This window comes from Amorphus sp. 3PC139-8 (genome assembly GCF_040750475.1).
Taxonomy (GTDB): Bacteria; Pseudomonadota; Alphaproteobacteria; order Rhizobiales; family Amorphaceae; genus Amorphus.
In genome coordinates, this window is sequence record NZ_JABJVY010000027.1 from 50,841 (window position 1) to 73,496 (window position 22,656).

Annotated in this window: 16 protein-coding genes and 1 tRNA gene; 7 read left to right on the top strand and 10 right to left on the bottom strand. The window is 62.8% G+C overall.

Features of this window, described 5'->3' with window-relative positions; translation table 11 throughout:
• Positions 1-204 precede the first annotated feature (204 nt).
• The 7 genes from HNS03_RS20870 (at position 205) to HNS03_RS20900 (ending at position 8,778) form a co-directional block, all read left to right on the top strand.
• A tRNA-Leu gene (locus HNS03_RS20870) sits at positions 205-289 on the top strand.
• A 148-nt stretch (positions 290-437) separates the two neighbouring features.
• A complete protein-coding gene (locus HNS03_RS20875) occupies positions 438-3,203 on the top strand; it encodes a class I SAM-dependent DNA methyltransferase (RefSeq protein WP_367197988.1) in 2,766 nt (921 codons plus the stop codon).
• Positions 3,200-4,672, top strand: coding sequence for an ATP-binding protein (locus HNS03_RS20880; protein ID WP_367197989.1), 1,473 nt, complete (start codon positions 3,200-3,202; stop codon positions 4,670-4,672). Before HNS03_RS20875 ends, HNS03_RS20880 begins: the two co-directional genes overlap by 4 nt.
• A 312-nt stretch (positions 4,673-4,984) precedes the next feature.
• Positions 4,985-5,206 carry a type II toxin-antitoxin system CcdA family antitoxin gene (locus HNS03_RS20885; RefSeq protein ID WP_367197990.1) on the top strand — a complete coding sequence of 74 codons (222 nt, stop codon included), beginning with the start codon at positions 4,985-4,987 and terminating at the stop codon, positions 5,204-5,206.
• A complete protein-coding gene (locus HNS03_RS20890; protein WP_367197991.1) occupies positions 5,206-5,502 on the top strand; it encodes a CcdB family protein in 297 nt (98 codons plus the stop codon). Before HNS03_RS20885 ends, HNS03_RS20890 begins: the two co-directional genes overlap by 1 nt.
• A gap of 2 nt (positions 5,503-5,504) precedes the next feature.
• Positions 5,505-7,568: a DEAD/DEAH box helicase gene (locus tag HNS03_RS20895; protein WP_367197992.1), complete on the top strand. Its 2,064-nt coding sequence runs from the start codon at positions 5,505-5,507 to the stop codon at positions 7,566-7,568.
• A complete protein-coding gene (locus HNS03_RS20900) occupies positions 7,495-8,778 on the top strand; it encodes a GIY-YIG nuclease family protein (protein WP_367197993.1) in 1,284 nt (427 codons plus the stop codon). The genes HNS03_RS20895 and HNS03_RS20900 overlap by 74 nt, the downstream gene beginning before the upstream one ends.
• 86 nt (positions 8,779-8,864) lie before the next feature.
• Here the strand turns inward: HNS03_RS20900 and HNS03_RS20905 are convergent, their stop codons facing one another.
• From HNS03_RS20905 to HNS03_RS20950, 10 genes are all read right to left on the bottom strand, one after another.
• On the bottom strand, positions 8,865-9,923 hold the full coding sequence (locus tag HNS03_RS20905; protein WP_367197994.1) for an ornithine cyclodeaminase: 1,059 nt from the start codon (positions 9,921-9,923) through the stop codon (positions 8,865-8,867).
• A gap of 315 nt (positions 9,924-10,238) precedes the next feature.
• Positions 10,239-11,585: an NAD(P)/FAD-dependent oxidoreductase gene (locus HNS03_RS20910; protein ID WP_367197995.1), complete on the bottom strand. Its 1,347-nt coding sequence runs from the start codon at positions 11,583-11,585 to the stop codon at positions 10,239-10,241.
• A 112-nt stretch (positions 11,586-11,697) separates the two neighbouring features.
• The gene (locus HNS03_RS20915) at positions 11,698-12,891 is read right to left on the bottom strand and encodes an amidohydrolase (protein WP_367198008.1); all 1,194 of its coding nucleotides are present in this window, start codon (positions 12,889-12,891) and stop codon (positions 11,698-11,700) included.
• A 183-nt stretch (positions 12,892-13,074) separates the two neighbouring features.
• Positions 13,075-14,226: an NAD(P)/FAD-dependent oxidoreductase gene (locus HNS03_RS20920; protein ID WP_367197996.1), complete on the bottom strand. Its 1,152-nt coding sequence runs from the start codon at positions 14,224-14,226 to the stop codon at positions 13,075-13,077.
• Positions 14,219-15,808, bottom strand: a complete 1,590-nt coding sequence (locus HNS03_RS20925) for an NAD(P)/FAD-dependent oxidoreductase (protein ID WP_367197997.1) — start codon at positions 15,806-15,808, stop codon at positions 14,219-14,221. The genes HNS03_RS20920 and HNS03_RS20925 overlap by 8 nt, the downstream gene beginning before the upstream one ends.
• A gap of 126 nt (positions 15,809-15,934) precedes the next feature.
• On the bottom strand, positions 15,935-16,723 hold the full coding sequence (locus HNS03_RS20930) for an aspartate/glutamate racemase family protein (RefSeq protein ID WP_367197998.1): 789 nt from the start codon (positions 16,721-16,723) through the stop codon (positions 15,935-15,937).
• Positions 16,710-18,782, bottom strand: a complete 2,073-nt coding sequence (locus HNS03_RS20935) for an ABC transporter ATP-binding protein (RefSeq protein WP_367197999.1) — start codon at positions 18,780-18,782, stop codon at positions 16,710-16,712. The genes HNS03_RS20930 and HNS03_RS20935 overlap by 14 nt, the downstream gene beginning before the upstream one ends.
• Positions 18,772-19,659 carry an ABC transporter permease gene (locus tag HNS03_RS20940; protein WP_367198000.1) on the bottom strand — a complete coding sequence of 296 codons (888 nt, stop codon included), beginning with the start codon at positions 19,657-19,659 and terminating at the stop codon, positions 18,772-18,774. Before HNS03_RS20940 ends, HNS03_RS20935 begins: the two co-directional genes overlap by 11 nt.
• Positions 19,656-20,642 (bottom strand): ABC transporter permease, encoded by a 987-nt coding sequence (locus HNS03_RS20945; protein ID WP_367198001.1) that lies wholly within the window; start codon positions 20,640-20,642, stop codon positions 19,656-19,658. The genes HNS03_RS20940 and HNS03_RS20945 overlap by 4 nt, the downstream gene beginning before the upstream one ends.
• 294 nt (positions 20,643-20,936) lie before the next feature.
• Entirely contained in the window at positions 20,937-22,604 is a 1,668-nt protein-coding gene (locus HNS03_RS20950; protein WP_367198002.1) for an ABC transporter substrate-binding protein, read from the bottom strand.
• Positions 22,605-22,656 lie beyond the last annotated feature (52 nt).

Here is a 22,656-nt window from a genome sequence, read left to right on the forward strand (position 1 = left end):
GGCGCTTGGAACCGTTCCAGGCCCCCTCTCTAGAACATCGCGCCCGCCGGGGGAATTCCCTGCGGCCACTTCCAAGGTCTCCAAATCGCCGCGCCGTAAGGGCCGAACGCCACTCTCCTGTCGAAAGCGTGCACAACCCATCTTTTCATGTGCGTTCGGCGATTGACATCCCCCGGCCGGCACCGTACCTGAGGGGTCCCATCGGCCCAGGTGGCGGAACTGGTAGACGCGCACGGTTCAGGTCCGTGTGCCGCAAGGCGTGGAGGTTCGAGTCCTCTCCTGGGCACCATTTCGCACTCCGACACAGTGCAAAATGAATAAAAAAAGCCCGGTTTTCCGGGCTTTTTTGTTGTCTGTAGGTCCGGCCCAGCCCGTCCAAGTTTGTTGGCATCCGACACATGCGTTGGTAGATTCCGCGACTTGCATGGGGAGTGGGCATGAACGCCGTCGAAATCGAAAAGGCCATTTCCGATCTGGCCGAGCAGCCGTTTGACGCCGAAGAGTTCCCCTACCTCTTCCTGCAGGCTTTCGGGAACAAGGAAACCACCCTCAAGCGTCTGCGCAGGGGCGACTCCAACAAGTCCGACTTTGATGGGCCTTGGGGCGGCGTCCTGCAAACCAACAACATCCATATTGCCGTCGCCGCGCCCGGCGAGGTGCCGGAAACGCTCAAGCGCCTGAAGGCCAGCCCGGCGACCACCCGCGCCAAGGCGAAGTTCATCCTGGCGACGGACGGCGACACCTTCGAGGCGGAGGATCTGGCCTCGGGCGAGACGGTCGCCTGCGCCTATGCCGACTTCCCCAACCATTTCGGCCTGTTTCTGCCGCTTGCCGGGATCACCACCGTCAAGCAGATCCGCGACAACGCCTTCGACATCCGCGCCACCCGGCGGCTGAACCAGCTTTATGTCGAGCTCCTGTCGACCAATCCCGATTGGGGCACCGACGCGCGCCGCCCGGACATGAACCACTTCATGGCCCGGCTGATCTTCTGCTTTTTCGCGGAGGACACCGACATCTTCAATGGCGAAGGCGTCTTCACGGACACCATCGCGCAGATGAGCGCGCGCGACGCCTCCGACACCGACTTCGTCATCGGCGAGATCTTCCGCGCAATGAACACGCGGACTGCGGAGCGCGCGGCGGCGAAGCTCCCCCGCTGGGCGGACCACTTTCCGTATGTCAACGGCGGCCTGTTCTCCGGCAGCCTGGAGGTGCCGCGCTTCAGCCGGATCGCGCGCTCCTACCTACTCCATATCGGCAACCTCGACTGGAAGCAGATCAACCCGGACATCTTCGGCTCGATGATCCAGGCGGTCGCCGACGACGAGGAGCGCGGCGCGCTCGGCATGCATTACACCAGCGTACCGAACATCCTGAAGGTGCTGAACCCGCTCTTTCTCGACGATCTGCGCGAGACGCTGGAGGCCGCCGGCGACAACGCCCGCAAGCTCCTGAACCTGCGCAACCGAATGGCGCGCATCCGCGTGTTCGATCCGGCCTGCGGCTCCGGCAATTTTCTGGTCATCGCCTACAAGGAAATGCGGGCGATCGAGGCGGAGATCAATCGGCGCCGCAAGGAGGACGGGCGCAAGAGCGACATCCCGCTCACCAACTTCCGGGGCATCGAGCTGCGCAACTTTCCGGCCGAGATCGCCCGCCTCGCCCTCATCATCGCGGAATATCAGTGCGACGTGGTCTATCGCGGCCAGAAAGAGGCGCTCAGGGATTTCCTGCCGCTCGATGCGCAGAACTGGATCACATGCGGCAACGCGCTCCGCATCGACTGGCTCAGCATCTGCCCACCGACGGGAACGGGCGTGGCCCACAAGGCCGACGACCTGTTCCATACGCCGCTCGACCAGGCGCAGATCGACTTCGAGAACGAAGGTGGGGAGACCTATATTTGCGGGAATCCGCCATACAAGGGCAGCCAAGACCAAAGCAAAATCCAGAAAGCAGACCTTCAAAGCACATTCCCAATGGATATAGGCACGGGATCGGCTGACTATGTCATGGGCTGGTTCGCAAAAGGCGCTCAATATCTACGCTCAACTCAAGCACAATTTGCCTTCGTGGCCACTAACAGCATTCACCAAGGTAGACAGGTCGCAAGATTTTGGCCAAAAATTCTGAAAAGTGATCTAGAAATATTCTTCTCAGACCGCTCATTTAAGTGGTCTAATCTTGCAGCCAAAAAAGCTGCAGTTATTGTCTCTGTAATTGCGGTCGGGCACCGTGGTGCTCGCGAGAAAAAGGCGCTTGACGGGGAACTTGCACGAAACGCAGATTTTATTGGTCCATATCTTTTGCCAAACGTAAAAACCGTCGTCGAGGAAAGCAGAACAACCATTTCAGCCTTGCCGAAGATGTCTTTCGGGAGCATGCCAAACGATGGCGGCTCATTACTACTTAGATTTTCAGAATATAAAGAAATATTGAAAGCCAACCAGATATCGTCGAAATTTATTCACCCCGTCGCTGGGACAAATGAATTTATTAAAGGGATAGAGCGCCGATGTATATGGGTGGCCGATTCTGAGCACGCAGAAGCATCGCGGGACCCTCACCTTTCCGAGAGGTTCGACCGCGTTGAAAAAAGACGTGCTACTAGCCCCCGCTTAGCAACCTCTCGCCTCGCAAGCACGCCTTATAAATTTGGTGAAATAAGACAGACCGGCAATGAGCGGGTGATCATCGTCGCGAAAACATGCTCAGAGAACAGAGAATATTTGCCGGCCGACCTTCTTCCGATCGGGACAATTGTGACTGAGGCTTTCGCTTTGCTCGACGCGCCTCTATGGAGCCTTTCGATAGCAAGCTCAAGACTACATAAATCTTGGATGGCTACAGTTTGCGGCAAGATGAAAACCGACTACCGCTACTCCAACACCCTCGGCTGGAACACCTTCCCCATCCGTCCGCTGACCGAGAAGCAAAAGGCCGACCTGACCCGCTGCGCCGAGGACATCCTGCTGGCGCGCGAGGCGCATTTCCCGGCGACCATTGCCGACCTCTACGATCCCGACGCGATGCCGGAGAACTTGCGCGCCGCCCACGACCGCAACGACGAGGTGCTGGAGCGCATCTATATCGGCCGCCGCTTCCGCAACGACACCGAGCGGCTGGAGAAGCTGTTCGAACTCTACACCGAGATGACGGCGACCGCAGGTCAGTCTGGCCCGAGGGCGGAGAAGGCATGACACTCGACCCGGTCACGAACCTCACGCGGACACGTAAGCTGATTGACGACCTACGTAGCCAACCGGCTGAGGCTCCGTGGATCGAGTTCAAAGAAAACAACGCGGACGCTCAGATGATCGGCAAGCTGATTTCGGCGCTCTCGAACTCGGCGCGACTCGCTGATCAGCACTTTTCATATGTGGTTTGGGGCATCCGCGACACTGATCATGCCGTGGTCGGAACTTCGTTCGAGCCGTCGACCAGAAAGGAGAAAGGACAGCCTCTCGAAATGTGGTTGGCTAACCACCTCAATCCAGGGATTGAGTTCAGCTTCGAGATTGTCGAGCATCACGGCAAACGATTGACATTATTGACCATTCCCGCTGCCGCGATGGCGCCGGTCGAGTTCGATCGCCATGCCTATTTGCGAATTGGCAGTGCCACTCCGCGCCTATCGGATCATCCCGAGCGATTGCGATCGCTATGGGCGAAGCTGCAACCCTATGCTTGGGAGAGCAGCATTGCAGCACAGTTTCTATCTAGCGACGAAATTCTATCGCGGCTCGACTATACAACCTACTTTGAACTAACCGAACAGCGTCTCCCCGACAACCGAAAAGGTATATTCGACAAGCTCTTGGCTGATCGCCTTATACAGGAGGATGTAGGCGATCACTGGAACATCACTAACTTGGGTGCAGTTCTATTTGCCAAACGGCTGACCGATTTTGGTCCGCAGATTGCCCGCAAAGCAGTGCGCTTTGTAGCATATGCGGGATCCGGGAGAGCTGATACGGTTACACATAGACAGGACGGACAAAGAGGATATGCCGCAGGTTTCCAGGGCTTAGTTGACTATATCGACGGCCTACTGCCTCGCAACGAGCATATTGGAACCGCATTCCGGCAGGAAAGTCCGCTCTACCCTTCGATCGCCATCCGTGAACTCATTGCAAACGCCCTGATCCATCAAGATATGACCATAACCGGGGCTGGTCCGCTCATTGAGCTCTTCACTGACCGGATGGAAATCACGAATCCAGGTACTCCATTGGTCAGTCCTGAACGCTTTTTGGATTCTCCCCCGCGCTCGCGCAATGAGGCACTCGCCTCCCTTATGCGGAGAATGCGGCTATGCGAGGAGCAAGGCACCGGTATCGACAAGGTGATCAATTCGGTCGAGCTTCATCAGTTGCCTCCGCCGGACTTCCGAGTAGAGGGCGATGCGATGAGGGTCGTGCTCTTTGCCCCTCGGCGCTTTGCCGAGATGCCCCCTCAGGAAGCGATCCGCGCATGCTATCAGCATGCCGCTCTTAAATTTGTGGGCGGACAAAAGATGACGAATGCAACTTTGAGAGAGCGTTTAGGGATTGGTCATCAGAACGCGGCGCAGGCCTCACGAGTGATCCGTGCGGCGCTTGATGCAGATTTAATTCGGCCAGCTGATCCAGAACGACCGCGATCTGGCTACGTCCCCTTCTGGGCATGATCCTGGAGAATGTTTTGATCGGGTTTTGATCGAGAGGCGACTAAACGCTGCGGGACTGCAAGGGAATCCATTAATTTCAATATCTTACAACGATCACAGCCCTTTTTCGGTCTTGACCAGGTTTTGATGCGTCCGCGCCATGGCGACCTCCTGCGAGGGGAAAATGACTGAGAGCCAGCAGTTGCGCTCCGTCTCCGTTCCCATGCCTACATCTGGGTCTCCACCAAAGGCGAACGGCGGCCTGAGGCCCGTTGCCAAGGCAGCGACCTGCGCGCTATCTTTGCGCATAGTTTATGCGCATGGATCGCCCTCATGACCAAACGCTCCGCCAACCTGTCCGTGGACGCAGCCCTTCTGGACGAGGCCAAGGCGCTCAACCTCAACCTGTCCGCCACGTTCGAGGCCGGGCTGCGCGAAGCCATCCGCACCGCCAAGGCCGCGCAATGGCTGGAGGAGAACCGCGCGGCACTTGAGGGCTATAACGCCTGGGTCGCCGAGAACGGCCTGCCGCTCGCCAAATATCGGCAATTTTGATGGCGCGGTTCAGCGTCCATCGCCTGTCCGATGGCGTGCTCGTGGTCAATCTGCAGAGCGATTTTCTCGACTGGCTGGATACGCGGCTGGTCGCCCCGCTCATCCCGTTGGACAAGAGCCCGCCGCCCGCGCGATATCTGAACCCCATTTTCTCATTGGATGGCGACCAATTTGTCCTGATCATCCAATCGATGGCCGCCGTGCCCACCTCGGCGCTCGGCGCGACGATCGCGGACCTCTCGCCACAGCAGGATGAGATCACCCGCGCACTGGACATGGTCTTTCAAGGGTTTTGACGATGGTGCAAGCCGTCCCCTCCGTCTCCGTCACCTATGCCCGCACCGGCGCTTCGACGTCCGCGAACGAACTCGGCATGCGGCCGATGCAGGAAGCTGCCTACGAAAAGCGGGGCGAGCAATATCTGCTCATCAAGTCGCCGCCGGCATCCGGCAAGAGCCGGGCCTTGATGTTCATCGCGCTGGACAAGCTCGCTCACCAGGGATGCAAGCAGGCGATCATCGTGGTGCCGGAGCGATCAATCGGGGCGAGCTTCCACGACGAACCCTTGTCGCGGCATGGTTTCTGGGCCGACTGGACCGTCACGCCGAAATGGAACCTCTGCAACGCCCCCGGCGCGGAGAACGGCGGCAAGGTCAACGCGGTCGAGGCCTTCCTGGGGAGCGAGGATCAGATCCTGGTCTGCACCCATGCCACCTTCCGCTTCGCGGTGGACCGGCTCGGCGTGGAGGCGTTCGACGACCGGCTGATTGCCGTCGACGAGTTCCATCACGTCTCGGCCAATCCGGACAACAAGCTCGGCCTGCACCTCGGGGCCTTTATCGCCCGCGACCGGGTCCACATCGTCGCGATGACAGGCTCCTATTTTCGGGGCGATGCCGATGCCGTGCTCGCACCCGAAGACGAGGCGAAATTCGATACCGTCACCTACACCTATTACCAGCAGCTCAACGGCTACGAATATCTGAAGCAGCTCGATATCGGCTATTTCTTCTATGCCGGCCCCTATGCCGATAGCCTCCTGAAGGTGCTCGATCCTTCTGAGAAGACCATCGTGCACATTCCGAGCGTCAACTCGCGCGAGAGCACCAAGGACAAGATCCGGGAAGTCGAGCACATCATCGAGGAGCTCGGCGACTGGCAGGGCACCGACCCCGCCACCGGCTTCCAACTGGTGAAGACGCCGGACGGCCGCATTCTGCGGATTGCCGATCTGGTCGAAGACGACCCGGCCAAGCGCGACCGCGTTTCCGCTGCGCTGAAGGACCCCAGCCAAAAGGCCAACCGCGACCATGTCGACATCATCATCGCGCTCGGCATGGCGAAAGAGGGCTTCGACTGGATCTGGTGCGAACACGCGCTGACAGTCGGCTATCGATCGAGCCTGACGGAGATCGTGCAGATCATCGGCCGCGCCACCCGCGACGCGCCGGGCAAGCTGCGCGCGCGCTTCACCAACCTGATCGCGGAGCCGGATGCAGCGGAAGATACCGTTATCGAGGCGGTCAACGATACGCTTAAGGCCATCGCCGCCAGCCTGCTGATGGAGCAGGTGCTTGCGCCGCGCTTCGAGTTCAAGCCCAAGACACCTGCCAGCGGCCCGGTGGACGGCTTCGACTATGGCGAAGGAGGCTATGATCCGAACGGAACGAACATCGGCTTCAACGAGGAGACCGGCCAGTTCCAGATCGAGATCAAAGGCCTGGTCGGGCCGAAGAGCAAGGAAGCGCAGCGCATCTGCCAACAGGACCTGAACGAGGTCATCGCGAGCTTTGTTCAGGACAAGGTCGCGCTGGAAAAGGGCCTATTCGACGGCGCGCACGCCGGTGGCGAGACACTTTCCGAAGAGCTGACGCAAGTCCGCATGGGCAAGATCGTCAAAGACAAGTATCCGGAATTGAGCCCCGACGATCAGGAAGCCGTCCGCCAGCACGCCGTTGCCGCACTCAACCTCACGCAAAGGGCAAAAGCGGAAATCAATCCCGGCGGCGAAGCGTCCAGCAACGGAAACACGGCTTTTGTCGATGGGGTCCGCAAAATCCTGGTGGACGTGCGCGAGCTGGACATCGACCTGATCGACCGCATCAACCCGTTCGGCGAGGCCTATGCCATTCTCGCCAAGACCATGAGCGAAGAGAGCTTGAAGCAGGTGGCCGCCGTTATCGGCGCCAAGCGCGTCAACCTCACGATCGAGGAGGCGCGGGTGCTTGCGACGCGCGCCTTACAGTTCAAGCAAGAGCGTAGGCGGTTGCCTTCGATCACGTCGCCGGATGCATGGGAAAGGCGCATGGCGGAAGGAGTCGCCTATCTTCAGCGCCTGCAAGCGGAGGCGAAGCGTGGCTAAGGGTTTCACAGACGAAGACGATGCGCTCCTTGCGGAACTCGGCGTCGAGTCCGAAGCAAAGACGGCATCCAGCCGGACGCCACGCGAAGAGCGGATCATAGCGGGCTTCGAGGAGATCCAGCGCTTCGTCGAGGAGCACGGCCGCGCCCCGCAGCATGGCGAGGATCATGACATATTCGAGCGGCTCTATGCCGTCCGTCTTGACCGGTTGCGGGACCAAGCCGATTGCCGTGCCTTGATCGAGCCGCTCGACCATCAGAGGCTTCTTGCCGGAGCGGAGTCGAGCGCGGCCAGTCGCGTCGAAGACCTCGACGATGACGAACTCCTGGCGCAGCTCGGCGTTGACGAAGCCGCCCCCGGTGGCATCACGGAGCTCCGGCACGTCCGGTCAGCGGCGGACAAGCGCGCAGCCGAAGAAATCGCCAACCGCGAGCGGTGCAAGGATTTCGACCGCTTCAAGCCGCTGTTCGAAGCTGTGCAAAAGGACCTCGAAATCGGCGCCCGCATCACACAGCCCATCCGCAAGGATGCAGGCTTCCTGAAAACAAGCATCACCACCGGGGAGTTTTTCATCCTTGGCGGCCAGACCGTCTATGTCGCCGAGGTTGGAGACGTCTTCAAAGCGCCGAACGGCGAGAGCGACGCCCGCCTTCGCGTCATTTATTCCAACGGAACGGAAAGCAATCTCCTTCTTCGCTCGCTGCAACGCGCCCTTTACAAGGACGAGACCAGCCGCCGGATATCCGAGCCGAGTGCCGGGCCGCTGTTCTCTAATGTCAGCGATGCCGACGACCTTGCCAGCGGGTCCATTTATGTTTTGCGGAGCAAATCGGATACCCCCATTGTAAGCGCCAACCGCGACCTCGTTCACAAGATCGGGGTTACCGGGGGAGACATCGAACGGCGGATCGCCAACGCAAAGCTCGACCCGACCTTCCTAATGGCCGAAGTCGAAGTCGCCGCCACTTACAAGCTGTACAACATCAACCGCACGCGGCTGGAAAACCTGATCCATCGAATTTTCGGCCCGGCCCGCCTGGATATCGAGATCAAGGACCGCTTCGGGCAGCCTGTCATTCCGCGCGAGTGGTTTCTTGTGCCCCTTCCCGTGATCGATGAGGCGATCGACAAGATCACCGATGGCACCATCGAGAACTACGTGTACGATCCGTCTATCGCGAAATTGCGGGAAGTCGGCACCTCCGGTTGAACGGCAAGATACTACCGCCACCGACCCACGCCGACGCAATGGGCCGGCGCCGTTCAACCTCGCATGGAGCAGCCGCCCCGACAACGTCAGGCGGCGCTGGCCGTCTCGGCCCGGCAGATCATGCCGAACAGGTCGCGCGGATCGTCGGGATCGGCGATCATGTCCAACTCTTGGAAAAAGCCTGCGCCACGCAGCCGCTGATGAATATGGCGCAAGGCGCTGAAATCCTCGATCGCGAATCCCACGCTGTCGAACAACGTCACCTGCGAGGCGCCCGTCCGGCCTTCAACGCGACCCGCGATCACCTCCCACAACTCGGTCACCGGATGGTCGGGATCGAGCTGCTGGATTTCGCCCTCGATCCGGGTCTGGGGTGGGTATTCCACGAAAATACCCGCGCGCAGCAGGATGTCCCGGTGCAGTTCCGTCTTGCCGGGGCAGTCGCCCCCCACCGCGTTGATGTGGACGCCCCCGCCGACCATGTTGTCCGTCAGGATCGTCGCGTATTGCTTGTCCGCCGTGCAGGTGGTGATGATCTGCGCGCCCAGGATTGCCTCTTCGGGAGACTTGCAGGGCACCACGCGCAGGCCGCGTCCGGCCAGGTTCGTCGCGCACTTGCGCGTCGCGGCAGGGTCGATGTCGTAGAGCCGCACCTCCTCGATGCCGCAGACGGCTTTCATCGCCAGCGCTTGAAATTCGGCCTGCGCGCCGTTGCCGATCATCGCCATCACGCGCGCATCGCGCGGCGCCAGCCATTTCGCGGCCATCGCGCTGGTTGCCGCGGTGCGCAACGCGGTCAGGATCGTCATCTCGGATATCATCACCGGATAACCGGTCGCGACATCCGCCAACACCCCGAACGCGGTCACGGTCTGCAACCCTTTGCGCATGTTGCCGGGGTGGCCGTTGACATATTTGAACCCGTATTGCTGCCCGTCCGAGGTCGGCATCAGCTCGATGACACCGATATCGGAATGGCTGGCCACGCGGGGGGTCTTGTCGAAATCGGGCCAACGGCGGAAATCGGCCTCAATGGCTTCCGCCAAGTCGATCATCAAGGGCTCGATCCCGACATGCAAGACAAGGCGCATCATGTTTTCGACGCTGACAAAAGGCACGAGGGCCTGACGCGAAGGCGGGGTCATTGGTCTCTCCTCTCGATGAATGAGCGGTGGAGCGGTCGAACACCTTGCAGCCCATCAGGCTGCCAACCGGGTCGAACCTCAACTCGGCGGAGCGACCTCGGCCTTCTCCCCACCGCGACCCCCATTCCGCTTTTCATCGAGTCGCGGAACAGGTCTAAGCCTTTGTTTTCTCGCGTTTCCGGACGGCGAACCGGTTTCCACTTCGCCTGGAAACGCTCCGGAGCCGGCCCGCTTTCACCGGAGCGCAGGACGGCTCCAACTCGTCTCCTCGCGTTTCCGGACGGCGAACCGGTTTCCACTTCGCCTGGAAACGCTCTAGAGCGCCGGGCCCGGCCGGATCGGGCTGCCGTCGCTGAAACGGGAAAAGCGGAATCGGCGCATATCGTGGCCGGTGTCGTTGCCAAGAATCATGTCGGCGACGACCCGCCCCATGCCCGGACCGATGCCGAAGCCATGCGCGCTCATCCCTGTCGCCACGGTCAGTCCCGGAACCGGATCGACGCGCGACACGATCGGCACCACATCGGGCATCGCATCGATCATGCCGCCCCACGTCGCGCGATAGGCCGGTAGCGGAAGGTTCGGAAAGAGGGTGCGAAAGGTGCGTTCGATCTTACGCAGCCCCACCGGTTCCGGGCCCGGGTTCAAAACGCGGTTGCGCTCGAAGGGCGTGATCTCATCCTCTGACCAGGTCCTCCGGGTCGACCAGGCATCAGGATATCCGCGCGGCGCCACCGGGTGAAAGCGGGTTCCAAATGGGTTCTTCCGAAGCGCCGGGAGATAGCTGAAGACATTGCGAAACGCATCCGGGCCAACGAAAAGCTGGTGGCTCCCGCCCGGTGCCATGGTGTAGCCGCCATCCTGCCGTCGCCGCAGGGAGATATGCTCGTCGGTGAAGGCCCCCGACAAAATTTCCGGCATGGGCTGCGTGGCGACGACCGTCCCCCGCACGCTGAGCTGCGGGATGGAAACACCATGCGCGCGCAGGAAAAGCCCGCTCCACGCGCCGCCCGAGATCATGACCTCCGAGGTCTCGATCCTGCCCCGCTCGGTCCAGACGCCGCCGACCCGGCCACCGGAGAAGTCCAACCGGCGGGCCGCGCAGTTTTCGATGATCGTGACCCCTTCCCGCGCAGCCAGTCTCGCCATAGCCGGAACGGTGACCCAAGGTTCGGCGCGCATGTCGGAGGGGGTGGTCAGTCCACCCTTGTAATTCCACGCCAATCCCGAGACCGAACGCGCCACCTCGTCGGGCTCCATCAGGCGCGAGTCCAGCCCGTGCGTTTCAGCCAGTTTGATGAACTCGGCGAATTCTTCCATCTCCGCATCGGTTCGCGCAAAGTAGCTGACGCCGGTCTGGCGCAGCCCGATATCCTCTCCGCACTCCTCGGCCAGTTGCCGCCACAGCAGGCAGGCTTCCATCACGATCGGCAACTCGTCCGGATCCCGGCCCTGCTGGCGAATCCAGCCCCAATTGCGCGAGGATTGCTCGCCTGCGATCCGGCCCTTCTCAAGCAGCGTCACGCGCGACTTTTGCCGCGCGAGAAATAAGGCCGTCATCACTCCGATGATGCCGCCGCCGATGATCACGACATCCGCGGCTTCCGGCAGCGGATTGCCGAACTGGATCGGCGTCGCCTCTGTGAACGGAAACGTCGTCATCGCAGTGAACTCCTGTCGCTTGCACCCGCGCCGGCAACTGCCGCCGGAGCCAAGCCGATTTTTCTCAATTTGGTCCGTGCCGCATTTCAGTGAAAAGCAGGCCGGCTCTCACTCATCGTTCCGACGCGCTTGCGCGCGGCGAACGGGCCTCCACGTCGCCCGAAAACGCTTCAGACGTCGCCGGATACCGTTCGAGACAGGACGCCAGGGCTTCCGAGAAGATGCGCACGCCCGTGGGGATCAAGGCGTCGCGGAAGTCATATTCCGGTGTGTGAACAGCCGGGCAATCGGGCCCGGCACCCAGGAACAGCATGGCCGACTTTGCGCCGGCCCGCCCAAACCGCCCGAAATCCTCTGAGCCCACGGACGGCACCTCTTGTGGCAGGTGGCAAACGCCTGCGCGCAGGATCCCATCCTGCAGGATCGCCGTTGCCTCGGCATCGTTGACGCTGGCCAAGAAGATGTCGTCATAGCCACACGCCAGCGCCAGCCCGTGCGCTTCGGCAACCTGCGTGACGCACGTTTCGGCCCGGGCCATCAGGTCCTTCATCTCCTCATCGGCCACGGTCCGCAGAGTGGCGAGAACCAGCGCCTCACCGGGAGCAACGCCGTAGGCCGCGGCGCCCATCGAGGCATGGGTCAGCGTCACCATCGAAAATCCGGTGCCGAGCGGAAGGCCGCTGCCGAGGCTTTCAAGCATCGGCATGAGCTCGCTGATCGCCCGCATCGGCGACACGCCGTCGGCGGGGCGCGAGGCATGGGCCGTGCTGCCGGTGAGGCGAATCCACATGCCACGCGAGGCACAATTGGCCGGCCCGGCCCCCAACCGCGCCGTACCGAGGGGCACGTCGGGCGCATTGTGGAGGGAAAAGGCCCAGTCCGGCTGCAGCCCCTCAAAACGCGGATCGGATATAACGGCGGCCGCGCCTGTCCCGTCCTCCTCCGCCGGCTGGAACATCAAGATCACCCGGCCGCGCTCGGGTCTTTTCCGCGCCAGCACACGGCCCAGCCCCAGCAGGATCGTCGAATGTCCGTCATGTCCGCAAAGATGCGCCTTGCCCGGCACGGTGGAGCGATGCTCGATTGCGCCGAGTTCTTGGATCGGCAGCGCATCCAATTCCGAGCGGAACAGGATGGAGGGTCCCGGCAGGCCGCTGTCGAACACGGCCGCAACCCCGTGGCCTCCCAGCCCCGTAACGACCCTGTCGGGCGACAGGGCGTTGAGCATGGCACAGACACGCTGTGCGGTTTCCGCCTCCTCTCCGGAAAGTTCCGGGTGGCGGTGCAACTCGTGGCGAAAGGCCATGAGCTCGCTCACATCTTCAGTGCTGAGTTCGGGAAATGTCGGGGTATTCTTCACGGCTTTGTCCGTCCGTTAGCGCATGTCCCGTTCGAAATTGAATAAATTTGAACGAAAAGGGCTTGCTCAACCTATTGAATATTTGGATTTTTCTTGCCGCTCAGGTGATTTCGTCCGAGCGGCAAGGCTTTAGCTCGCCAGGCGCCGCGCGGGCATCCAGCCTTGCAAGACGTCCCAGCCCGGTTCCAGCTCGCTGAACCGGTCGAGCCGCAATGTCGAAAGATCCGCGAAATCGCAGTGGCGTTGCGTCACAAGCTGCATCAGCGCGCGACCGCTGGCCGGTGACAGTCCGAAGCCCACGCCGGACATGATCCCGATCGTCAGGTTCGTCCACGGCGCCGGCTGGTCGAGCACGGGACGTCCGTCCGGCGTGTTCTCCACGATGCCGGCCCAATTGCGGATGACGCGGGCATGGGCCGCCTTGGGCAGAAGCTGAGCCACGCGCTGCGCGATCGAGATCGCCACGGGCGACGAGGGGCGATTGCCGCAAGGCACCTCCTCGGTATCGACCCATTCGTGCGGGCCGCCGCCATATGCGAGGTTCCCGCGCAAGGTCTGTCGGCCGTAGAGCCCGTTGCCGTCGACGCCGGTATGCGGCATCAGCGGTAGCGGCTCGGTCACGATCATCTCGGCGCGTGCCGCACGAGTCGGGATGTCGACATCGAGCATCGCGGCCAGACGGCTGGTCTGCGGGCCGGCCGCGATCACCACATGATCGCAATCGAAGCGCCCATGGTCGGTCAGAACCGCCGTCACCCGATCGCCGGCGCGGTCGAAGCCGGTGACGGTCACGTCCTGCTTCACCCGTCCGCCATTGTCGCCCACCGCCCAGGCATAGGCCTGCACCGTGCGATGCGGGTTCGCTTTGCCGCCGAAATGCGAATAGTAGCCGCCAAGCACGTTGTCTCCGGCAAGCGGCACCAGATCGCGGACGGTTCGGGCATCGAGCTCTTCCATGACGAAGCCGTGATACGCGGCACTTTCGACGGTGCGCCGGTAGAGATGCAGGCGCTCACGCGAGAGGGAAATGCTGATCTGGTGCGGCACGAACTCGGTCGGGTAGCCCAGGAGCTCGTCCATCATCGGCCACAGGCGCTGCTCTTCGGGGAAGAGCGGGCTGAAATGGTGCGAGCAGCCGCCGCCATTCCGGCCCGATGCCTCGCGCCCCACGCGGTTCCGGTCCAGCACAAGCACGTCAACGCCCGCGCGCGACAACCAGAAGGCCGTGCTGAGCCCGGTTACCCCGGCTCCGACCACGACCACGCTTGCTCTGTCACTCACTCGCAAATTCCTCCTCCGTGGACAGGCTTGCCACGGTGTATTTTTCTCCGATCGTCCAAAGGGGCGCCCACTGCGGAGGAATGCCGAACCACGGCTCCCAATTTGCCGTCATCTGCGGGTCTTCCGCGATGGCCGCATCGGCGAGGGTGAGCGGCCGCACCGGAGCGCGATAGCCGGCCAGCGGGATGGCGCCGAGCGACAGATCCTCCTGCAACGCCAGCAGCGCCTGGACCTGTTCGCGGCACCGGCGGCCCTGGCACGGGCCCATCCCCGCGCGGGTCAGGCGCTTGATCTGGTCCGGGTCGGGCGCCCCCTCGGCCAGGATCTCACGGAGTGTCCTGGTCTCGTTTTCCTTCGGGGGAATGTTCAGATAGCGCGGGGGACGCACCTCCAAAATCTCGCGCGCGGTGACCTCTTCGCACTGGCAGACCGGCATCTCTTCCAGCGCCTCGACCACAGCGACCCGCACCCAGGCCTTGCGGTACTCGCCCGGATCAACGATAGCCGGAGCCGGCTGAGGAAGGCTTTCAGATATCTCGCCGCTTTCCAGCCCCAGCGCGACCAGGGCCGCGCCCGCCGCTATCCGACCTTCCGCCGCGGCGATATCGCACTCAGCGGATTTGGTGGTCCAAATTCCCGTGCAGTCGCCTGCGGCGCGCAGTCCTGGGAGCGTGGTTTCCATGCCCTCGTCAAGCACCGGGACAAAGCCACTGCGATCCTCGCAAAACCGCATCTGCGCGCCGGCCGCTTGCATCAGATCCACCATGGGAACCGCGCCCACACCGAGCAGCACCGTGTCGCACGCCACGGTGCCCTCCCGCAGGACGAGCCCCTCGACACCGTCGGTCCCGGAAATGACGCCGCGAGGCGCTTCGGACAGACGGAACGAAATCCCGGCTTCGCGCACCCTCGCCACAAGCCTATCCGACCCCATGGGCCTGTCGGCCTGCTCCACGATGGTCGCGATCCGCACGCCGGCTTCCACCAGGTCGAGCGCCTGCAGCAGGGCCGCGTCGGTGCTGCCGATCATCACCGCGACGCGGCTCTCCAGCGCACCGTAGAGGCGCGCCAGCATGACGGCCGCACCAGCCCCCATAACGCCGGGCGCGTCCCAGCCGGGAAAGGCCAGGCCCATGTCCCGTTGCCCGGTCGCGACAATTACCTGTTGGCATTTCAAATACCGGTTGCCCTCGGCCGCATCGATCAGGCCGGCCACGAGCCCCGACATCCAGCCCATGTTGGGCTGATTGGCGAACAGGCCCCAACAGGCGGTGCCGAGCCGCACGTCGACTCCGATCTCGAACATCTCGGCCAGCTCCGCGCGGGCATCGAGCATCGCCTCTGTCATCGCGTTGCGATTGCGCACCAGCGCACTCATGCGGTCGCCCCAGATCTGCGGCACGCTTTCGCCCATCGCATCGAAGGGCACCGGGTTCTCGTCGACGAGAACGACCTCGGCTCCGCCCTCCCGCGCCTTGCGGGCGGCCGCGATTCCGGCAGGGCCAGCACCGATGACGAGGACCTGCGTCTCGCCGGCAATCTCCAGGTGCTTCCCCGCGACCGATTTTATGTCGGTTTTCATCTCAATCCTTTCTCTCGAGCAGAACACGCAGAGACGGCGCTCACCGCCCTGGTCCCTACCGAATTCTGCTCCCGTCCGGCGCTGCCGCCTGTCGGGACGCGTGCCGATCCGACGCTCACACGAACGTCAGACATGGCCGTAGAAATCCCGGTGAACGGCGACGGAATAGGCGTAGTCCAGCAGCGTGGACCAGCTGAACACGGGCATCTCGATCTCGCGCTGAATCGCGCGGCCGAAGGGTTGGAAGCCGGTGCATTCGAGCACCATGGCGCCCATCTGCGGATGCTGCCGGGCGAAATCGGCCGCCACGGCCACGATCTCGCGCTCCGCCTGCTCGTAGTCCGCAGTCGGCGGATCGGGCCGAAGATCGTCGTTCCAGAGATTGTCGAACTGCGGGATCTTGCGATCGTCCATCGCGCCGTGAAGCACGTAATTCGTGCCCGGCGTCACGCCGACAGCGGTCAGGTGGCGCTCGGACAAGAAGCGCAGCCCCGACATCAAAACACCGACGACACGGCTGGGTCCGATCAGCATCTGGGCAAGCGGGATCTGCAGGAGACTCGATGCAAAGACGGGAACAGTCACCGCCTCCGCGATCTCCTCCTGGAACCAGGCGAAATAGCCGCATTCTGCGGCAATGGCCCGGCACCCCATGCGCTCGAGTTTCCGCGCCGCCTCCAGGACAGGCTGCAAAAGCTCGTCCTTCTCGCCGGCGTCCCCGCGCACCAGTTTCATGATGTCGACGCCCTCCGCGATCTCGTACTGGATCGGAAACGGATAGGCGCTCGCGTTACGGATATCGCCGGGAAAGCCCGGGTAGACGTCATCGAGGATGATGACGCCGAGGCCCATACCGTAGCAGCACCGTTTGCGTCGCGCCGTGATGCGGCGGATCGCAGGATCATGGGCGACCATGGTCGTCACTCCTTTCCGGAGACATCTTTTGGGATGGCGCCGACGGTCTGCGGGTTTGCAGAGCCGCCAGCTCATCGGGCGGGATGTGGCAGCGGATTGCGTGGCCCGACCGCGCCTCGACCAGCTCCGGATCCACGTCATCGCAGATCGACCCGATCCGGCGCGGGCAGCGGGTGTGGAAAGCGCAGCCGCTCGGTGGCGCGGCGGCACTGGGAATTTCGCCGTCCAGCCGGATGCGCCCGCCCTCCGGCTCGCCGATATCGGAAGCGGCAGACAGGAGCGCCTCGGTGTAGGGATGCTGCGGGCCGGAAAAGACCTCTTCCGAAGGCCCGTATTCCATGACGCGCCCGAGATAGAGCACCACGACCTGGTCGGAGAGATATCGGACGACGCCCAGGTCGTGGGAGATGAAGATGTAGGAGACCCCGCGCTCCGATTGCAGCTCGGCGAGCAGATTCAGGATCGCCGCCTGCACCGAGACATCCAGCGCCGATGTCGGCTCGTCGCAGACCACCACACGCGGATCGCCGGCGAAGGCGCGCGCGATGGCCACGCGCTGTTTGAGCCCGCCGGACAACTGGCGCGGCGACACCGAAAGGTGATGCTCGGTCAGGCGCACGGCACTGGCCAGCTCCTCCAGCCGCCGATCCATGTCAGCACCCCGAAAACCGCCGAGCCGCCGCAGCGCACGTCCGATAAGGCTGCGCACCGAATGCGATCGGTTAAGGGCGGAATCGGGGTTCTGAAATATGATCTGGAGCGACTTGGCCTGCTCGAAGCTGCGCTCCTCGACCCGCGGAGCCAGCTCCTTGCCCTCCAGTTCGATGTGCCCGCCCTCGTCCGGCTCGGTCAGCCCGAGCAGCGTGCGCGCGAAGGAGGTCTTGCCGCTGCCGGACTCACCCACCAGCCCGAGGGTCTGACCCGCCGGGAGATCGAGGGAAAGGTCCTTCACGGCGACGACCCCGCCGCTCCCCCTGCGCCCGTAGGTCTTGTTGAGCCCCTGCACCCGGAGAACCGGCCGGCCGATTGCCGAAGGTTTGCTCTCCGACGGAGCCTTCAAGGTCGTATGCGGCAGGGATTGCGCCCGGTCGTGGAAGTGGCAACGCGACATCTGTCCGCCGAGGTCGTAAAGCGGCGGCCGTTCCACGCGGCAGCGATCGACAACAAGGCCGCACCGATCGGCGAAAGCGCACCCGTCGCCGATGGCGCCGATGCCCGGCAGGAAGCCTGGGATCGTATCGAGCTGTCCGCTCGACTTGCGTCGTCCGCCGCGAGGCAGACATCTCAGGAGCGCCACCGTGTAGGGATGCCGAGGGGCGCCGAACACCCTGTCCGTCGGCCCCTCTTCGACCAGCATGCCGGCATAGAGCACGCCGACCCGGTCGCACATCCGCGACACGATCGCCAGGTTGTGGCTGATGAACAGGACGGAGATCGACAATTCCCTGCGCAGATGACCGATGAGGTCGAGGACTTCGGCTTCCACCGTCGCATCGAGGCCCGTTGTCGGCTCGTCGAGGATCAGCATCGAGGGATCGTTGGCCAGCGCCATCGCGATCCCGACGCGCTGTTGCATCCCGCCGGAAAGCTGATGCGGATAGCTCTGCATGACCCGGGGCGGATCGGAGATCTGCACCTTTTCGAGCATCCCGAGCGTCCGGGCTCTGGCCTCTTCGGCAGACGCGCCGCCGATCTCGAAGACTTCTGCCACTTGGCGACCGATACGGATCGACGGGTTCAGTGCCTTGCCGGGGTCCTGGTAGACCGTGGACAGGCGCTCGGCCCGGACGCGGCGCAGCTCCTCGGTGCCGAGCCCCATAATGTCCTTGCCGTCCAGCCGAACGTGACCGCCGGTCACAGAACCGTTGCGCGGCAGGTAGCGCGCGACCGAATAGGCGGCCGTGGATTTCCCGCAACCGGATTCTCCCACGAGCCCGTAGGCTTCGCCACGCGCGATCCGGAAGCTCACATTGCGCAGCACCAGCCGGTCGATCCCACCGACGCGATAGGCGACCGACAGATCGTCGAGCTCCAGCGCGTTTTCCGCTTCATCTCTCACTGAAGGCTCCTTGAACGCCGTCGGCGACCAGGTTCACCCCGATCACGACGGAGGCGATCGCCAGGGCATCGAACAGGACGGTCCACCAGAAGCCGCCGTTGATCATGCCGTAGTTCGTGGAGATGCTCAGGCCCCAGTCCGGCGATGGCGGCTGGATTCCGAAGCCGATGAAGCTGAGCGTGGCGACCGCGAAGATCGCGTAGCCCAGGCGCACCGTGGCCTCGACAAGGATCGGCGGAATCACGTTGGGAAGGATCTCGACGAACATGACATACGCCGCATTCTCCCGGCGCAGATGCGCCGCGGCGACGTAGTCCAGTTCGCGCTCCTGCATCACGGCGGAGCGCACGGTGCGGGCGATGTTCGGCGCGAAACTCAGGCCGATCACCACGATGACCGCGACTTTCGATGTCCCGATGGAGACGATCGCCAGCAGGGCCAAGAGCACGCCGGGGATCGCCATCACCGCCTCCATGATCCGGCTGACCACGTCATCCAAGACGCCGCGGAAATAGCCGGTACACAGACCCAGCGCCGAACCGACCACCGTCGCCAGCAGAGTGGCGGCCGGGGCGACCACGAGGATTTCCCGCGACCCGACGATCACCCGCGAAAAGACGTCGCGTCCGAGCTGATCGGTGCCGAACCAATGCACGGCGGAGGGCGGCTGAAGCGCGTTCAGAATGTCGCTGGAAAGCGGATCATAGGGCACCAGATAGATGCCGAAGATCGCGCAGAAGACCCAGAACAGGACGATTCCGAATCCGGTCAAAAACACGCCGGACCGAAACAGCTTGCGCAGGATCATCCGCGACCTGTCGCGGCGCGGGGTGGCCGCCGGTCTGTCGACAGTTGCCTTTGCCGTCGCCATCGTCATGACAGCGCTCCCAGGCGGATACGCGGATTGAAGACGGCATAGAGAAGGTCGGCAATCAGGGTCGTGAACGTGTAGACGATGCCGATCACCAGGATGCCCGCGAGCAGCATCGGAATGTCTTTGCCCTTCGCCGCCGTGAAGACGAGCAGGCCGATGCCCTGGTAGCGGAACAAGGTCTCGACCACGACCAGCCCGCCGATCAGATATCCGGTCTGGGTGGCAATGACGGTGATCGTCGGCAGCAGGGCGTTGCGCAGCACGTGCCGCCAGATCACCAAGCGCCACGGCAACCCTTTGAGTACGGCCGTCCGGGTCCAATCGGAATCCAGCGCCTCGATCATGCCGGAACGGGCCATGCGCGCGATATAGCCGAACAAAACGAGAATCAGCGGCATCGAGGGCAGGATCAAATAGTAGATCTGCGTAAAGGCCCCAGCCCCGTCCGGCCATGCGGCGGAAATGGGCAACCATTTCAGCCAGACGCCGAAAATGAGGATCAGGATGATGCCGGTCACGAATTCCGGCAGAACCGTCATGGTGAGGCCGCCGATGCTGATGATCCGGTCGATCGGCCTGTTGTAGTTGAGCGCCGCGATCACCCCGCCCGCGATCGCCGCCGGCACGACGATCACGAAGGCCACGGCCGCAAGCTTCAGCGAGTTTCCGAGTGCCTCGACGACGAACGGGCGAACCGGTGCCTCGTACATGTAGGACCGGCCCATGTCGCCCTGGACGAAGCCCCAGATCCAATCGCCATATTGCACCAACAGCGGCCGATCGAGACCGAGCGACGTATTCAGGGCGTCAACGGCCCGCTGATCGGCGAAGGGACCGAGCAACAAACGCCCGACACTGCCGGGTAAGACCTGTCCGACGCCGAACACGATGGCACTCAGCAAAACCAACGTGACGAGCGACAGCGCCAGACGTTTGAGGATGAAAGCCGAAATGGCGAATACTCCGAATGGTGCCCGCCTTCCCATGGGAGACGACGGACGTCGACGAAGGATTGCGTGCCGTAAGAGCCTGTCAGGCGACCTTCGTTGTGCGGCTCGGGGAGAGCTGGGCGATAGCTATCGGCTGCGCCCTCCTCTCGCCCTTGCACCGCGCCCGCAGATAGCCGGCGAAATCGCCGAACATGACCGGCCCTCATCACAAGAGGCTGCTTCCGGATCCGGTCGGCCATACGCGCTGGTCGTGTTCGACGATCCCCCCGAAAGGAACCGCAGCCCGACTTCCCTCACCGATCTGCAAGAAGCGCATGCGGGTGAGGCCCGTCAGGCGACCTTCGTGGCCCGGTTCAAGAACAGTTGGGACATGGCCGTCGGCTGCGCTCCGCGCACGCCCTTTCGGGTCGCCTGCAGATAGCTGGTGAAATAGCCGAATATGATCGGCGTCTCTTCCAGCAGCAGCGTCTGGATTCGGCCCGCCGTTGCCTTGCGTTCTTCCAGATCCAACGTCTCGATATAGGTCTTCACGAGCCCGTCATATTCGGTGTTCCGGAAATGGGCCGCATTCCAACTTCCGTCGCTGGTCAGCGACGCGGAAAGGAAGACGTTCGGCACCCCGCGATGGCTGTACTCGGTGATTCCGAACTCCGAATCGAGCCAGTTCGACTTCCCGAAGACTGCATCACCGTAGTAGGCGGCGCTGTCCAGAACGTTGAGGTCGATGTTGAACCCGGCCTCCCGGCCCCAGCTCTGGATAATCTGCGCATAGGCCGGCATTTCCAGATACTGATGCGTTGTCAGTGTGGCGGAGACGCCGCCCCCGTGACCGGCGGCTTCCAGCAGCGCCCTTGCCTCGGCAATGTTCTTTTGCCGCTGCGGCACATCCAGATCCACTGTCGGATAGGCCGGCGCGATGGGGCTGTCATTGCCGGGCTCGCCGAACCCTTTCAGCAGCCCGTCGACCAGCTGGTTTCGGTCGAGGCACATCGCCATGGCACGGCGCACGCGCGGATCCTGGAACGGACCGGTGTCGCAGCGCATGTGGACCTGGCGATGAGAGCTCGACCGCATGGAGTGAAACTCGACATCGGGGTTGTTCTGCAGACCGACGCTGGCGAATTGCGGCAGCAGGTTGAGGATATCCACCTCTCCGCTCTGCAGAGCGATGATCTGCGGCTGGATGTCGGTGAAGAAGGTGAACTCCGTCCGCGCCGGCAGAGCTTTCTCGCCCCAGTAGTCTTCGTTGCGCACGAAGCTGGCGCCGACGCGCGGGCGATAGCTTTCGACCTTGAAGGGCCCGGTGCCGTCGAAGTTGCTTTCGTAGTTTCCGTTGTAGCCGGCCGGCAGAATGATCGCGTTGTAATTGTCCGACGAGACCATATAGGGAAAGCTGCCGCTGGGCCGGTCGAGATGGAAGGCCACCGTGTAGTCGTCCACCTTCCGCGTTCCGCCCTTCTGGAGAAGGCCACGGAAGACCGAAAGCGCATTCGACCCATTCGCGGGATCGGCCAGGCGATCCATGCTGGCCACCACGTCATCGGCGGTCATTTCGCTGCCGCTGTGAAACGTTACGCCCTTGCGCAGTTTGAAGGTCCAAACAGTGGCATCGTCGTTGGCGCTCCAGCTCTCGGCCAACATCGGCTGCAGGACCAGGTCGGGCCCATCGAAGCAGAGGAACTCGCCCGTTTGCTGGAGCATCAGAAAGCCGCCACCATCGCCGGTCTTCACCGGATCGATCGCAGCCTTGGGAACATAGCAAGCCACACGGATCGTCGAACCCGGCACCCCCTGGGCCGCGGCCGGCGACGGCCTGGCGCCAAATCCCGCCGCCGTGCCAATCCCGCCCAACAGCGGGAGGGACAAACCGAGCAGGCTGCCTTGACGCAGGAACTCGCGCCGACCGATCCGCCCATCGACCAAACCGTCAATAAGGTGGTTTTCCATCTCCGACCGGTCGCGCCGGAAGGCATCGAGACGTCTCTGATCTTTGGCCATCTTCTCTTTCCTCTGGTGGGTGTCTTGTTTTTTCATTTTGTCCGGAACCCGA